This window comes from Streptomyces sp. NPDC028305, from assembly GCF_055569495.1.
Genome location: NZ_JBVHTN010000002.1, coordinates 1,029,927 through 1,044,503, shown reverse-complemented (window position 1 = coordinate 1,044,503; position 14,577 = coordinate 1,029,927). Strand labels below are relative to the sequence as shown.

Below are 14,577 nucleotides of genomic sequence, written 5' to 3'. Positions count from 1 at the left end.
GCTCGGATCGCGGAGATTTCCCCGCGGCGATCTGTATTGAGAGCGGCCGCGGCGGGGCAGGCGCCCCCGGGTCCGATGACCGTTCGATCAAATGTTCCCGGGAGAGTCAGTGCAGCAGGACAGCCCCACGCGAGTGCGAACTCCGTCGGCCGCCGCCGCGCCGCCCCGGGCCGGCGGCTCCGCGGGCCGCACCCGCGACCCGTACTTCGACAACGCGAAGTACCTCACCATCGTGCTGGTGGTCTGCGGTCACGCCTGGGAGCCGCTCACCTACGGCAGCCGCACCGTGACCGCGGCGTATCTCACGGTGTACGCGTTCCACATGCCGGCCTTCGCGCTGATATCGGGCTATTTCTCGCGCGGTTTCGACCTGGGGCCCGGGCGGCTGCGGCGGCTCCTGACCGGAGTCGCGGTGCCGTACGTCGTCTTCGAGGTCGCGTACACCCTCTTCTACCGCTGGGCGCAGGACGACCCGGGCTATCCGATCAGCCTGTTCGACCCCTGGTATGTGATGTGGTTCCTGGTCGCGCTGTTCATCTGGCGGCTCACCACGCCGCTGTGGCCGGCCCTGCGCCATCCGGTGCCGGTCGCGCTGGCCCTGTCCGTGCTCGCCGCGGTCTCACCGGACGTGGGCGGCGATCTGGCCCTCCAGCGGGTGCTGGCGTTCCTGCCCTTCTTCGTCCTCGGGCTGTCGCTGCGGCCCGAGCACTTCACGCGGCTGCGCACCCGGCGGGTCCGGCTGGCCGCGCTGCCGGTCGGCGCGGGGGCGCTGCTCGCCGCGTACGCGCTGGCGCCCCGGCTGGACGCGGGGTGGTTCTACCGGCGCGGGAGCGTGGCAGGCCGGGGCGTGCCGGCCTGGGCCGGGGTGTTCACCACCCCCGCGCTCTTTCTGCTGGCGCTGGCGCTGACGGCCGCGTTCCTGGCCTGGGTGCCAGGGCGGCGGCTGTGGATCACCGCGCTCGGCACCGGGACGATGTACGGCTATCTGCTGCACGGCTTTGTGATCAAGTCGTCCCGCTTCTGGGACTGGTACGACCACCCCTGGCTGCACACCCCCGTCGGCGAGCTGGCGGTCACGGGCGCCGCGATCGCCATGATCACCGTGCAGTGCACCGCGCCCGTGCGGCGCGTGTTCCGCCCCCTGGTCGAGCCCCGGATGGCCTGGGCGTTCCGGCGCGAGACCGAGGGCTCCGGCCGGGGCGCCGCCAAGAACGCCGCAAACACCGCGCAGCATCAGAAAACAGCACAGGACACTCACTAGAGTGGGTGATATCCGCGTGAGGCGGGCACAAGCCATATCCGGAGCACACCGGACCGCCATCAGGTGAGAAACCAGGTGAGGAGTCGGCCATGCCGCAGACAATGGAGTGGAAGGTCCACCTCTACCTCTACGAGGACCAGGGAACGACGAAGGCGCGTGTGGTGCTCGACACGAAGGACACCTCGTTCACCGGCCGGGGCGTCGCCCGGTGCAGCCCCGAGGACCACGATGTGCCGGAGATCGGCGACGAGCTGGCGGCCGGGCGGGCCATGCACGACCTGGGCGAACAGCTGCTGATCGCCGCGGAACGCGATATCGAGGGCGAGATCGTCTCGCACCGCCCACGGATCAGGCCGGCCCCCGGGTGGGCCCTGTAGGCGGTCGCTCCGCCGCGGGCGCCGCTGGTCCACCGGCGGCGCCGCGCGGCGGCTGCGGCAGGAGGCCGCCCGACACGCGGCCGCCCGCCGGAGGACCTCACCCCCAGCGGGTGGAATAGCCGCTGTACCTCCGCCGGCCCGGCCGGATGACCAGCGTGGCCAGGAACCCGAGGAGTCCCGCGCCGATGAGCGCCAGCCCGGGGCCGAGGCTCTCCGCGTAGGAGACGATCCCGGCGAGCGACGACGTGTCGCCCTGGGTCCCCGGAATGATCGGGCTGACCTGTCCGCCCGCGCCTCCCGGCGCAACCGGGGCGCCCGCGCCGTTGGCGCCATTGGCGGGGGTGGTGGGCGCGGCGCCCGCGGCGGCGTCGCCGCCGTCGCTCGCCGGGGCGTTCGGGATGGACACGCCGAGCGCAGTCAGCGCCTTGGTCACCGGCTGGAAGAAGGTCACGCCTCCGCTGGTGCAGTCGCCGGTGCCGCCGGAGGTCACGCCGAGCGCCACGTTCTGCGCGAACAGCGGGCCCCCGCTGTCACCGGGCTCGGCGCACACATTGGTCTGGATGAGCCCGCTGACGGTGCCCTCGGGGTAGTTCACCGTCGCGTTCAGCGCCGTCACCTCGCCCGACCGCAGCCCCGAGGTGCTGCCGCTGCGCGACACCTGCTGGCCGACGACCGGATCGGCGGCGCCGGTGATCCGCACGATCTGCCCGTTCCCGACGTTCAGCACGCTGCTCTGGTCCAGGTCGGCGTTCTGGTACTGCACGAGGGAGAAGTCGCTTCCGGGGAAGTCGCTCCTGACCGTCGTGCCGACGGTGGTGTTTCCCTGGTTGTCCGCGAACCACGGGGTGCCGTTCGGACCGCAGTGGCCCGCCGTCAGGATGAACCCGGCCTGGCCGTTGGTCACATTGAACCCGGCCGAGCAGCGCCCGCCCTGGGTGAAGATCGGCTCGGCGCCGGCTGTGCGGGTGGTGAAGGAGCCGGTCGTCCGCTCCATCCGCACCTCGCCGCCGATCTCCGCGGCCACCCCCTTCATCCGTGACCACTGGTCGGTGGAGACGGTGCTGTCGCCGAGCACCACCACCTTGTTGGTCGTGGCGTCCACCGCCCAAGCGGTCCCCGCCACCCGGGGCGCCGCCCGTAACGTGTCGGTCGCCGAGCGCAGCTGCCGCATGCTGTACCGCACCTGCTTGGCCCGCGCCCCCGCCCGGGTGACCTCCTCGGCCGCCGCCTCATCCGTCACCGCGACCACCGCCCGGCCGTCGGCGCCGATCCAGCCGCCGGCCGTACGGGAGGTGCCGAGCTTGTCCACCAGGCTCCTGGCCAGCTCGGCGTCCCGGGTGTCTCTCGCCCCCAGGGCCCGGGTGGGATCGCCGCCGGACTTGTGGGCGGGCGATCCGTCCGCCGCGGCCTGAGAGACCATCAGACCGCCGCACACCACTGCCCCGATGGCCACCAGGCGCGCGACACGGTGCGCCCTGCGCCGCGTGTGTCCCACCAGCCTGCCTCCTTACGTCGTTCCAGCACGGCGCCGCCCTCCGGTCGCCGGGGCCCTGGACGGCATGGACCCCCCTTCCATACGGACCGCGGCGCCATTCCGCTCACCACGACCTCAGATGACCGGGAAATCGGGGCCGGGCCACCTACGATCGTGAGAATGAACAGCGCAGACGTCCTGGCCGACGGCTTCGGCCGCGTTCAGGAGACGGTTCACGAAGCGGTGAAGGGACTTAACGAGGACCAGCTGGCCACCCGCCTCGACGACAAGGCCAACACCGTCGCCTGGCTGGTGTGGCACTTGACGCGGGTTCAGGACGACCATGTCTCCGAGGTCGCGGAGACCGAGCAGGTCTGGACCGAGGAGGGCTGGTACGACCGGTTCGGGCTGCCCTTCTCGGCGGCGGCGACGGGCTACGGACACCGGGCCAAGGACGTGGCCGCCGTCCGGGTGCCCCCGAAGCTGCTCCTCGGGTACCACGACGCCGTCCACGAGCGCACCGTCGGCTTCGTCCGGGGGCTGCGCGACGCCGATCTGGACGTGATCGTGGACGAGGCGTGGACCCCACCGGTGACGCTGGGCGTCCGGCTGGTCAGCGTCATCTCCGACGATCTCCAGCACGCGGGGCAGGCGGCGTTCATCCGCGGCGTGCTGCGGCGGCGGTAGCGCGGCCCGAGGCGCGATCCGTCCTTCAGCTCAGCGCCATCCCTCCGCGCCGCGGCAGTCCGCCGCCCCGCCCCGGCTGCCGCTCAGCCGCGCCCGACCGTCACCGTGCGTGCCGCCGCCGCGCCCGGACGCGCAGCGCCCGGCGCTCCTCCTCGCTCGTGCCGCCCCACACGCCGTGGGTCACCCCCGCGTCCAGCGCGTACTCCCGGCACTCGTCGATCACCGGGCAGCGGCCGCAGATCCGCTTGGCCCGCGCCCGCTGCTCCTGGGCCGCCGGGCCCGCCACCCCCACCGGGAAGAACAGTTCCGGGTCCTCGTCCACGCACGCGGCGTGGCGCCACCACTCCATGGCCGCTCCTCAGCTGCCGATCGCCGTACGCCTGACGGGTGGCGGGTCCCCCGCGGCCCGGGCGGCAAACGGCCGTACGGGCGCCGAACTCCGGTTACGGCATACGGGTTATGACAGACAGTCAGCTCAGCAGTCGCTCGGGCAGTCGGAACACCCTAGTCGCGCGGCGGGCCGAAGCCGCCGCCGCCCGGCGTGTGGACGACGAGCACGTCCTCCGCCCCGGCCTCCGCCGTGTCACAGCCGCCGAGCCGGTCCACCGAGCCGTCGGCGCGCTCGATCAGGTTCTCGCCGCACGCGCCCGGCCCGCCGCCCGCCATGCCGTACGGCGGCACCCGCCGATGGCCGGTCAGCAGCGCCACCGTCATCGGCTCCAGGAAGCGGATGCGGCGGGTGACGCCGTGGCCGCCGCGCCAGCGGCCGCGGCCGCCGCTGCCGCGCCGCACCTCAAAGGCGTCCACGCGCACCGGGTAGCGCCACTCCAGGACCTCGGGGTCGGTCAGCCGGGAGTTGGTCATATGGGTCTGCACGGCGTCCGCGCCGTCGAAGCCGTCCCCGGCTCCCGAGCCGCTGGCCACGGTCTCGTAGTACTGCACGCGGTCGTTGCCGAAGGTGACGTTGTTCATCGTGCCGGAGCCCTCGGCCTGGATGCCCAGCGCCGCGTACAGCGCGCCGGTGACGGCCTGTGAGGTCTCGACGTTGCCCGCGACCGTGGCGGCGGGGAAGGCGGGCGCGAGCATCGAGCCCTCGGGAATGCGGACCTCGAGGGGCTTGAGGCACCCGCTGTTGAGCGGGATGTCCTCGGCCACCAGCGTCCGGAAGACATAGAGCACGGCCGCCATCACCACCGAGCTGGGCGCGTTGGCGTTGCCCGGCTGCTGCGGTGAGGTCCCGGTGAAGTCCAGTACGGCCCCGCGCGCCGCGCGGTCCACCCTCAGGGACACCTCGATGACCGCGCCACTGTCCGTCTCGTAGCGGTACGAGCCGTCCTTGAGGCGCGGGACGATGCGGCGCACGGATTCCTCGGCGTTGTCCTGCACGTGTCCCATATAGGCGTGGACGACGTCCAGGCCGAACTGCCCGATCATCCGGCGCAGTTCATGGATGCCCTTCTCGTTGGCGGCGATCTGGGCCCGCAGATCGGCGAGGTTCGCCTCGGGGGCGCGCGACGGATACGGCCCGGAGGTCAGCAGCTCGCGGGTCTCCCGCTCGCGCAGTCGGCCGTCCCGTACCAGCAGCCAGTTGTCGAAGAGCACGCCCTCCTCCTCGATCCGGCGGCTGAAGGCGGGCATCGAGCCGGGCGTAATGCCGCCGATCTCGGCGTGGTGGCCGCGCGAGGCGACGAGGAACAGCAGCTCGGCGCCGCGCTCGTCGAAGACCGGGGTGACGACGGTGACGTCCGGCAGATGGGTGCCGCCGTGGTACGGGTCGTTGATGGCGTACACGTCGCCCGGCCGCATCGCGTCCCCGTTGCGCCGCAGCACCTCCTTGATCGACTCGCCCATGGACCCGAGGTGCACCGGGATGTGCGGGGCGTTGGCGATGAGATTTCCCCCGGCGTCGAAGAGGGCGCAGGAGAAGTCCAGCCGCTCCTTGATGTTCACGGAGTGGGCGGTGTTCTCCAGGCGCAGGCCCATCTGCTCGGCGATCGCCATGAAGAGGCTGTTGAACACCTCCAGCATCACCGGGTCGACCTCGGTGCCGACCGCCATGGTGCGCGGCCGCGGGCGCACCCGGGTGAGCAGCAGATGGCCGCCCTCGCCGACGGCGGCCCGCCAGCCCGGATCGACGACGGTGGTGGCGTCCGACTCGGCGACGATCGCGGGGCCGGTGACGGCGTCCCCGGGGCGCAGTTCGGCGCGCTCGTACAGCGGGGTGTCCCGCCAGGCGCCCTCGGTGAACATCCGCACGGTGGCGGCCGGGCGCGGCCCGCCCGCGCGCCCCGGCCGCCCGTCCGGGTACCCGCCGGTGGGGGCCGTTGGGCCCGCCGCGCCGACGGCCTCGACCGACACCGCCTCGGCCACGAGCGGCTTGTCCATGGTGAAGGCGTAGCGCGCGCGGTGCTCCCGTACGAACTCCTCGGCCATCGCCTCGGCGGTGTCCAGGCGGACCGGGATGGCCGAGTCGGTTCCCGCGTACCGCAGATGGACCCGGGCCGAGGTGGTGACGGTCTCCTCGGGGACGCCGTCCGCGCGCAGCTCGGCGCGCGTCCGCAGCTCCAGCTCCGCGCAGGTCTCGCGCACCCGCGGCAGCGTGGCCTCGCCCAGCTCCGCCTCGACGGCCTGTTCGCGCATGGCGGTGGCGTCGGCCACGCCGATGCCGTACGCGGAGAGCACACCCGCGAGCGGCGGCACGACCACGGTGTTCACGCCGAGCGCGTCGGCGACCGCGCACGCGTGCTGGCCGCCCGCGCCGCCGAAGCTGGTGAGCGCGTAGCGGGTGATGTCGTGGCCGCGCTGCACGGAGATCTTCTTGACGGCGTTGGCCATGTTGAGCACCGCGATGTCCAGGAAACCGGCCGCGACCTCCTCCGGCCCGCGCCGGTCGCCCGTCTCCTCCGCGATGCGGGCGGCGAGGGCGGCGAAGCGGCCGCGCACCGTCTCGGCGTCCAGGGGCTGGTCGCCGCGGGGGCCGAACACCGCGGGAAAGTGGCCCGGCTGGACGCGGCCCAGCATCACGTTCGCGTCGGTCACGGTCAGCGGGCCGCCGCGCCGGTAGCAGGCCGGGCCCGGGACGGCCCCGGCGGAGTCGGGCCCCACGCGGTAGCGCCGCCCGTCGAAGTGGAGCACCGAGCCGCCGCCCGCCGCCACGGTGTGGATGTTCATCATCGGAGCGCGCATCCGCACCCCGGCCACCTCGGTGCCGAAGACCCGCTCGAACTCGCCCGCGTAGTGCGACACATCGGTCGAGGTGCCGCCCATGTCGAAGCCGATGACCCGGTCGTGGCCCGCCTCGCCCGAGGCGCGCACCATGCCGACGACCCCGCCCGCGGGGCCGGACAGCACCGCGTCCTTGCCCCGGAAGTGCGAGGCCTCGCGCAGCCCGCCGTTGGACTGCATGAACATCAGCCGGATGCCGCGCAGCTCCGCGGCCACGTCCTCGACATAGCGGCGCAGGATCGGGGAGAGATACGCGTCGACGACGGTGGTGTCGCCGCGCGGCACCAGCTTCATCAGCGGGCTCACCTCATGGGAGCAGCTGACCTGCGTGAAACCCAGCTCGCGCGCCACCGCCCCGACCGCCCGCTCGTGCGCGGCGTGCCGGTAGCCGTGCAGCAGCACGACGGCGGCGCTGCGGAAGCCGTCCCGGTACGCGGTGCGCAGCGCGCGTGCGGTGGCGTCCAGGTCCGGCGCGCGCACCACGCCGCCGTGGGCGTCCACCCGCTCGGGCACCTCGACGACCCGGTCGTACAGCGCCTCGGGCAGCACGATCCGCCGGTCGAACAGGCGGGGGCGGTTCTGGTACGCGATGCGCAGCGCGTCCCGGAAGCCTTCGGTGACCACCAGGACGGTCGGCTCGCCGGTGCGCTCCAGCAGGGCGTTGGTGGCGACGGTGGTGCCCATCTTGACGACGGCGATCCGGTCGGCCGGGATGGGCTCGTCGGGGGCGAGGCCGAGCGTCAGCCGGATGCCGGCGACGGCCGCGTCCCGGTATCGCTCGGGGTGGTGCGAGAGCAGCTTGCGGGTCTCCAGGCGGCCGTCCGGGCGCTTGCCCACGACGTCCGTGAAGGTCCCGCCACGGTCGATCCAGAACTCCCAGCGTCCCGTCGTCACCCCGCCATTGTCGCCCCTTTTGTCCGGACGGCCGGGTCTGTGTGATCGGCCTGGTCGGTGTCGTGGGGGGTGGCCCGCTCGCGGGTGATGGTGGCGAGGGCGGCGCGGGTCTCCCGACGGTCCCGGGCGTCCAGCAGGTGGCCGGTGCCCAGCACGGCGTGGCGGCATTCGACGGCCGCCAGCCGGAGGAGGTCGGGCAGCAGATCGGTGCAGCGGTCGGCGACCCAGCGGGTGCCGCGTGTGGCCATCCACCAGGTGCCGGAGAGCAGCGACGGCGGCGGGCCGTCGAGCGCCTCGGCGGGCGGGTGGCCGGTGGCCATCCCGCGCGCGGCGAGGCACGCGTGGAACTCCCGCGCCAGCAGCCGGTGTCCGAGCTCGCTCGGATGCAGCCGGTCCACGCTCCACGCCGCCCGCCGGGCGACCCAGGCGTGGTCGGCGAGATGCACATGCACCGCCTCGTACCGCCGGGACAGCGTGTGCACGACGGCGTTCACGGCGCGCATCCGGCGGGCCAGGGGCCGGGCGAGCGGGGGCGGCAGCCCCAGCATCCGGCCGGGGTCGGGGAGACACGCGGTGAGCACCACGGCGCCGTCGGCGCGCAGCGCGCCGATCGTCGTGTCGAGCGCCTCGGCGACCCGCCGGATGTCGAACGCGGCGCGGAGGGTGTCGTTCGCGCCGGCCACGACCGAGGCGAGGTGCGGCCGGGCGGCGCGGGCGGCGGCCAGCTGCCCGTCGGCGACGTCGGTGGAGAGCGCGCCGCTCCGGGAGACGTTCACGAGCTCCACCGCCCCCGGGAGGGGCGCGAGCCCGGCCGCCAGGTGCACGGCCCAGCCGCGCCGGCCCCCGCCGGGCGCGGGGTCGCCCATCCCCTCGGTCAGCGAGTCGCCGAGCGCGACGAACCGCAGGGTGTGGGGTGCGCGGTCGACGGCGGCGGGCGGGCCCGGGGACCGCGGCGGCTGTACGGCCGGATGGCCGCCCGGGTCGTCCGGGACGGCCGCGAAAACGGCCGGGGCGGCCGAAACCGGCGGCCGCGGAGAACGTGCCGGAAGCGGGCCCACGGTCAGGCCGCCCGGCTCGCCCGTCTCCGGCCGCTGCCCGACGGCTCGTCGCGCGGCGGTACGCGGCGCCACGACGACGCCGTCCGGCGGGACCTCTCCGTCCTGCCGCCCCGCCGGATCCGCCGGGACCGGGGCGCCCGGGCCCCACATCGCGGTCACAGCCGCCGCCGCACGCGGGACAGGCCGTGGTCGGCAGCGCCTTCGGAAGTGCCCGGCCGCGTCCGGCTGACCGCCCGCCACGAGAGGGATCCCGCCGCCTGGCCTCGAGGTTGTCCGGGCGGGCGTCGCATCGCCGTACCGCTTCGCTGCTGCCGGCCACCGGGTCCGCGGTACGGCGTCCGGCTCCGGTCGGCGCGGGTAGCGGCGGCAGCCGCGTGCACCGAGGCCGAGGCCGCGCTGGACAGCCGTCGGCGCCCCGGCAGGCCGCGGCGCCGTGTGCCCAGGTCGTGTCCGCGGGGTCGCGGTCCTGGGCCCGGCGGGACATCGCGGACGCGGCCCGGGCCCCGGCCGGGCGATCTCCGAGGCTGTGACTCCCCTGGCCTTCGCCCCAGATGAGTCCAGGCTGAAGGGGCATCACAGGGCACAGGGGCGCCCTCGCGTCGGGTGCTGCGGTCGATAACCGGCTGACGCGGGACGGCGGCCGAGACCGCCCGAACGGGGCCTGCGCCGCGGGCCGAGCTCATCGCCCGGTCCCGGCGGCCGGGCCGACCGGCAGGCCGTCCGCGCGCGCCGACGCCTCCGAGGAGGGGGCCTCATCGGTACGGCGATCACGACCGGAGACATCGCCGCTGACGAGCGACCCGCCGTGGACAGGAGACACGTCGTGGACGGGCTGCGCGTCGTGCGCCGCGAGGAACGCGGCCACCGCCTCCGGCCAGCTGTAGCGCTCGGCGCGGGCACGGGCCGCGGCGCGGCGGATGGGCTCGGGGCGGGACAGGACGTGTTCGACGGCGTCCGCGAACGCCGCGCCATGGTCCGCCGCCGTCGCGCCCGCGGCGCCGACGATGGCCGGGAGGGCGGACAGTTCGCTGACGACGACAGGCGTGCCGCACGCCAGCGCCTCGAGCGCGGCCAGCCCGAAGGTCTCCGCGGGCCCCGGGGCGAGCACGACGTCGGCGCTCGCCTGGAGCGCGGCGAGCGTGCCCCGGTCGGCCACATGGCCCAGGAACGCGGCCGGGAGCCCCTCCGCGCGAGCGCGGGCCTCAAGGCGCGGCCGCAGCGGGCCGTCGCCCGCGACCACGAGCGCCGCGCGCACGCCCCGCCGGCCCAGCTCGGCGAGCGCGTCGAGCGCGCGACCCGGTCGCTTCTCCGGCGACAGACGCGAGCACATCACCAGGAGCACCGCGGCGCCGCCCCGGTGCCGGTCGCGCAGCGCCGGGTCGCGGTGGGCCGGGCGGAAGTGGTCCAGATCGACGCCCAAGGGGGCGCGTACGACGTTGCGCGCGCCGATCCGTACAAACTCGCGCGCCGCCCACTCCGTGGTGCAGACGATCCGCGAATACGCCCGCGCGGTGCGCACATTCAGCCGGTCGGCGGCCCGGCGGGCGGCGGCCTCGGGGACGCCCCAGGTGCGCAGCACGCCGTCGGCGCTCTCGTGGGAGACCATCACCGAGGGCACGCGCGCCCGGCGGGCCCACTCCCCCGTCCACCTCAAGGTGGTCCGGTCGGACACCTCGAGCCGGTCGGGCGCGAGCCCGTCCAGCAGCCGGGACAGCCGTCGGCGGTCGGTCAGCACCCGGTAGCCGCCGGTGCCGGGCACCTGGGGCCCCGGGACGGTGATCACCCGCCCCTGGGGGGTGAGCTCGTCGGAGGCGTGCGCGCCCGGCACCACCAGGACCGGCTCGTGCCCGGCCGCCCGGTAGCCCGCGCCCAGTTCGCGCAGCGCGGTACGCAGCCCGCCGGAGGAGGGGGTGACGAAGTTGGCGAGCCGGACGATCCGCAGGGGGGCGCCCATGCCGTCCGGGGTCTGGTCGGGAGCGCCCGCGCGCCGCTGTGGCGCGCTCATGCCCCTCCCTCCCGCTCAGTCCCGGCGCGCTCCAACGCACGGGCTTCCCTCGTCACCGCTCGCTCCTCCGTCGCCGCGCGGCTCCTCAGTCCAGCCCGCGCAGCGCGCCAAGACACGCACCCCTCCACCCGCTCAGTCTCGGCGCGCTCCAACGCACGAGCTTCCCTCGTCACTGCTCGCTCCTCCGTCGCTGCGCGGCTCCTCAGTCCAGCCCGCGCAGCGCGCCAAGACACGCTCATACGGCCACCGCCGTACGGGTCGCCAGCACCTCGGTGTAGTGCCCGATGAGCTGGTCACCGACCGCCTCCCAGGTGCGACCCTGGACCACCTCGCGCCCCGCGTCGCCGAGCGCGGAGCGCAGCCGCGGGTCGGCGGCGAGGAGGGATACGGCGTCGGCGATCGCGGCCGTGTCACCGGGCGGCACCAGCAGGCCGGTGCGGCCGTGGTCGACCAGGTCGAGCGGGCCGCCGGCCGCAGGGGCTATCACGGGGACGCCGCTGGCCTGGGCCTCCTGAACCGTCTGGCAGAAGGTCTCCTGCGGGCCGCTGTGCGCGAAGACGTCCAGGGACGCGAAGACGCGGGCGAGTTCGTCCCCGGTGAGGCGCCCCAGAAACCGGGCCCCGGGCAGCGCGGCGCGCAGCCCCGGCTCGCTGGGGCCGTCCCCGACGATGACGACCCGGACGCCGGGGAGCGCGCACACGGACGACAGGAGCTCGACGTTCTTCTCGGGCGCGAGCCGGCCGACATAGCCGACGATCAGCTCGCCGCCGGGGGCAAGGGTGCGGCGCAGCTCGGTGTCGCGGCGCCCGGGGGTGAAGCGTTCGGTGTCGACCCCGCGCGCCCACAGCCGGACCCGCGGCACGCCGTGGTCGTCGAGGTCGCGGGCGGAGGCGGTGGACGGCGCGAGGGTCCGGTCGGCCGCGGTGTGCACGGCGCGGATCCGCCGCCAGGCCGCGTTCTCGCCCTTGCCGAGGTACGTACGGGCGTATCCGGCCAGGTCGGTCTGGTAGACGGCGACGGCGGGGATGCGCAGCCGCAGCGCGGCGGTCATACCGCGGGCGCCGAGGACGAAGGGGCTGGCGAGGTGGACGACGTCGGTGCGGTGGGCGGTGAGGGCGGCGGCGAGGCGTCGGCTGGGGAGGGCGACGCGCACCTGGGGGTAGCCGGGCAGGGGCAGGGACGGGATGCGGAGGACGGGGTAGGGGCGGGAGGCGTCGGGGTCCGCCGGGCCCTCGTGCGGCACGGCGGGCGCGATGACGAGCGGATGGTGGCCGCGCCGGTGCAAGTGCCGGGCGGTCTGTAGGGCGCAGTGGGCGACGCCGTTGACGTCGGGCGGGAAGGATTCGGTGACGATGGCGACACGCATACCGGTGTTGTCGGCGTACGAGAGGTGGCCCCGGCATCGTGCACCTTTCGGGACGAGGAACGTCCCATGAGCGTTCGCCTTCGGGGTCGGCGGGGCGGCGCGCGGCCCGGCGCGGTTCACGGCGGGTGGCTCAGCGGCTACGCGATCCGTGCCGCCGGGGACCGGGCGCTCGTGCCGGGGTGGCGGTTGGCGCGGGCAGGCCCGCGTGGGCGAGGCGGCGCGAGCGGAGCGAGGCGCTCGGACCGGTGCAGCAGGCCGACGCGGGCGACGCGCGGCGAGCGGGGCGCTCTGCCCAACGCGGGCGAGCTGGAGCGGGCGGAACGTCGCGCTCGGACCGGCGCGGGCAGGGTGGGCCAGGCGAGACGCTGGGACCGGCGCCGGCGGGCTGGCGCGAGCGGAGCGAGGCGCTGGGACCGGCGCGAGCGGGCGGGCGCCGACGGAACGACGCGGGCGAGGCGCTTGGGCCGACGTGGGCGGGCTAGCGCGGGCAGGCGCCTGCGCCGGCGGGCTGGCGCGAGCGGAGCGAGGCGCTGGGACCGGCGCGAGCGGGCGGGCGCCGACGGAACGACGCGGGCGAGGCTCTGGGGCCGGCGTGAGCGGGGCGCGGGGCGGGCCGCGGGCTCAGACCGCCCTTGGGTCCGGGTCGATGCGGCTGCGGACCGCGGTCTGGACCTCCGCCTCCTCCACCGGGTCGGCGGCGAGTCTGCGGAGCTGTTCGACGACGCGGGCGTCGGCGGTGGTGGCGTGCCGGGCGGCCAGTTCGCGGGTGCTCTCCTCGCAGTCCCAGAGGCACTCGACCGCGAAGCCCGCGCCGAAGGAGGGGTCGGTGGCGGCCAGGGCGCGCGCCGCGCGGCCGCGGAGGTGGGAGGAGGCGGTCTCTCGGTAGATATGGCGGAGCACGGGCGCCGCGCAGGCGATCCGCAGCCGTCCGGCGCCGTCGACCAGGGCCCACAGCGCCGGTGCGTCGGGGCCCTCGGCCCGGACCGTGTCGCGCAGGGCGGAGAGTACGAGGGGCGCGTCGTACTGGCCGCCCCGGCAGGCCAGCATGGCGGCGGCCGCGGCGCCGAGGGCGTCGGGGCGCTGGGCCCACATCCGGGCCCGGTCGAGGGCGACGATGCTGCGCATCCGCTCGAAGGCGGCGAGGGCTCCCTGCGAGACCAGCTCGGCGGCGGGGTCGGTGACGGCGGCCTCGATCAGGTCGAGCACCTCGGGATCGCCGGTCTCCGCGAGATGCCGCAGCGCCGCCGCGCGGGCCGCGTCGGGCGCGGCCGCGGCGGCGGCGAGCAGTTCGGGCCGGTCCTCGGGTCCGGCGACGGCGGCCAGGCAGCGGGCCGCGGCCTCGGGGCGGCGGGCGCCGGGCCGCAGATCGTCCTCCCGCTGGGCCCACAGGAGCACGTCGTGGACGCTCCAGCCGGGGCGCGGGCCCGAGGGGCTCAGTTGGCGCTGCCAGCGGTCGAAAGAGCCGTGTTCCTGGGCGGCGCGCACGCGGTCCCCGTGGCGGGGGTCGTCGGCCCACAGCCGCCAGGGCCGGGGCTCGTAGGCGCCGCGCACGGCGGCGGCCAGTTCGGCGTCACCCTCGGGGGTCTCGGGGTACCGGGCGAGGACGGCCGCGGCGAGGGCGCGCAGCTCGGTGTCCTCGTCGCGCAGGGCGAGCTCGTCCAGCGCCCACTGCCAGTTGCCGCCGGTCGCGGCGTAGCGGCGGAGCAGCCGGAGGGCGTCCTCACGGCCGTACGAGGCGAGGTGGCCGAGGACGGCGAGGGCGAGGCCGGTGCGCTCCTCGGCGGTGTCGATGAGGTCGTCGGGGTCGAAGAGGTGCTGTTCGATCTCGTCGAGCCCGGCGTCGAGGTCGAGACAGAGCCGGGCGTAGTACAAGGAGCGGTTCTCCACCTGCCAGTCGCTCCGGGGGTCGTGCAGCACACAGTGGTGCAGCGCCGCGAGCGCCTCGGCCCGCGGGGCCGCGAGAGCGTGTAGGGTCCCGTCGCCGCGGCCTCGCTGGAGGAGGCCGAGCAGGGTGCCGCTGGGCGCTATGTCTGGATCGAACATGAGGTCAGCATCCGGTGCGGGGGGTTCGCTGGCAACGGGATTTCCGTCGAACGGCATTCTTGCCGGTGTCCTGGCGCGGTATGCGCGATGAACACGGATCAACACCCCGGACCACGGAATCCCGAGCGCCGCAGCCTACCTGGAAGAGGCCGTTCCGCCGAGTCGCGCCCGAATCGCGCCCGACATG

General features: G+C 75.3%; 10 protein-coding genes. 3 read left to right on the top strand and 7 right to left on the bottom strand.

The window, feature by feature from the left end:
* Positions 1 to 91 precede the first annotated feature (91 nt).
* Both ACZ4WQ_RS10705 and ACZ4WQ_RS10700 read left to right on the top strand, forming a co-directional pair.
* Positions 92 to 1,261, top strand: a complete 1,170-nt coding sequence (locus ACZ4WQ_RS10705) for an acyltransferase family protein (protein WP_398376837.1) — start codon at positions 92 to 94, stop codon at positions 1,259 to 1,261.
* An 89-nt stretch (positions 1,262 to 1,350) separates the two neighbouring features.
* A complete protein-coding gene (locus tag ACZ4WQ_RS10700; protein WP_311723073.1) occupies positions 1,351 to 1,638 on the top strand; it encodes a DUF1876 domain-containing protein in 288 nt (95 codons plus the stop codon).
* Positions 1,639 to 1,735: 97 nt separating this feature from the next.
* Here ACZ4WQ_RS10700 and ACZ4WQ_RS10695 read toward each other — a convergent pair whose 3' ends face one another.
* The gene (locus tag ACZ4WQ_RS10695; RefSeq protein ID WP_311723074.1) at positions 1,736 to 3,133 is read right to left on the bottom strand and encodes a S1 family peptidase; all 1,398 of its coding nucleotides are present in this window, start codon (positions 3,131 to 3,133) and stop codon (positions 1,736 to 1,738) included.
* Between the two features lie 159 nt (positions 3,134 to 3,292).
* Here ACZ4WQ_RS10695 and ACZ4WQ_RS10690 point away from each other — a divergent pair, with 159 nt between their 5' ends.
* Complete coding sequence (locus tag ACZ4WQ_RS10690) at positions 3,293 to 3,799, top strand: mycothiol transferase (protein ID WP_311723075.1); 507 nt, start codon at positions 3,293 to 3,295, stop codon at positions 3,797 to 3,799.
* A 100-nt stretch (positions 3,800 to 3,899) separates the two neighbouring features.
* On the opposite strand, the gene ACZ4WQ_RS10685 is transcribed toward ACZ4WQ_RS10690, so the two are convergent.
* From ACZ4WQ_RS10685 to ACZ4WQ_RS10660, 6 genes are all read right to left on the bottom strand, one after another.
* The gene (locus ACZ4WQ_RS10685; protein WP_352127805.1) at positions 3,900 to 4,148 is read right to left on the bottom strand and encodes a WhiB family transcriptional regulator; all 249 of its coding nucleotides are present in this window, start codon (positions 4,146 to 4,148) and stop codon (positions 3,900 to 3,902) included.
* Positions 4,149 to 4,303: 155 nt separating this feature from the next.
* Positions 4,304 to 7,918: a hydantoinase B/oxoprolinase family protein gene (locus ACZ4WQ_RS10680; RefSeq protein WP_398376834.1), complete on the bottom strand. Its 3,615-nt coding sequence runs from the start codon at positions 7,916 to 7,918 to the stop codon at positions 4,304 to 4,306.
* Positions 7,915 to 9,126, bottom strand: coding sequence for a GDSL-type esterase/lipase family protein (locus tag ACZ4WQ_RS10675; protein WP_385343629.1), 1,212 nt, complete (start codon positions 9,124 to 9,126; stop codon positions 7,915 to 7,917). The genes ACZ4WQ_RS10680 and ACZ4WQ_RS10675 overlap by 4 nt, the downstream gene beginning before the upstream one ends.
* A gap of 529 nt (positions 9,127 to 9,655) precedes the next feature.
* Entirely contained in the window at positions 9,656 to 10,930 is a 1,275-nt protein-coding gene (locus ACZ4WQ_RS10670; RefSeq protein ID WP_358843681.1) for a glycosyltransferase, read from the bottom strand.
* A 286-nt stretch (positions 10,931 to 11,216) separates the two neighbouring features.
* On the bottom strand, positions 11,217 to 12,347 hold the full coding sequence (locus ACZ4WQ_RS10665) for a glycosyltransferase family 4 protein (protein ID WP_311723078.1): 1,131 nt from the start codon (positions 12,345 to 12,347) through the stop codon (positions 11,217 to 11,219).
* Positions 12,348 to 12,968: 621 nt separating this feature from the next.
* Positions 12,969 to 14,390, bottom strand: coding sequence for a HEAT repeat domain-containing protein (locus ACZ4WQ_RS10660; RefSeq protein ID WP_358843614.1), 1,422 nt, complete (start codon positions 14,388 to 14,390; stop codon positions 12,969 to 12,971).
* Positions 14,391 to 14,577: the final 187 nt, after the last annotated feature.

Excerpts from the sequence above, each read along its gene's own strand:
- ACZ4WQ_RS10660 (WP_358843614.1), bottom strand. The coding sequence starts at position 14,390 with ATGTTCGATCCAGACATAGCGCCCAGCGGCACCCTGCTCGGCCTCCTC.
- ACZ4WQ_RS10675 (WP_385343629.1), bottom strand. The coding sequence starts at position 9,126 with ATGTGGGGCCCGGGCGCCCCGGTCCCGGCGGATCCGGCGGGGCGGCAG.
- ACZ4WQ_RS10665 (WP_311723078.1), bottom strand. The coding sequence starts at position 12,347 with ATGCGTGTCGCCATCGTCACCGAATCCTTCCCGCCCGACGTCAACGGC.
- ACZ4WQ_RS10690 (WP_311723075.1), top strand. The coding sequence starts at position 3,293 with ATGAACAGCGCAGACGTCCTGGCCGACGGCTTCGGCCGCGTTCAGGAG.
- ACZ4WQ_RS10705 (WP_398376837.1), top strand. The coding sequence starts at position 92 with ATGTTCCCGGGAGAGTCAGTGCAGCAGGACAGCCCCACGCGAGTGCGA.
- ACZ4WQ_RS10700 (WP_311723073.1), top strand. The coding sequence starts at position 1,351 with ATGCCGCAGACAATGGAGTGGAAGGTCCACCTCTACCTCTACGAGGAC.
- ACZ4WQ_RS10685 (WP_352127805.1), bottom strand. The coding sequence starts at position 4,148 with ATGGAGTGGTGGCGCCACGCCGCGTGCGTGGACGAGGACCCGGAACTG.
- ACZ4WQ_RS10670 (WP_358843681.1), bottom strand. The coding sequence starts at position 10,930 with ATGGGCGCCCCCCTGCGGATCGTCCGGCTCGCCAACTTCGTCACCCCC.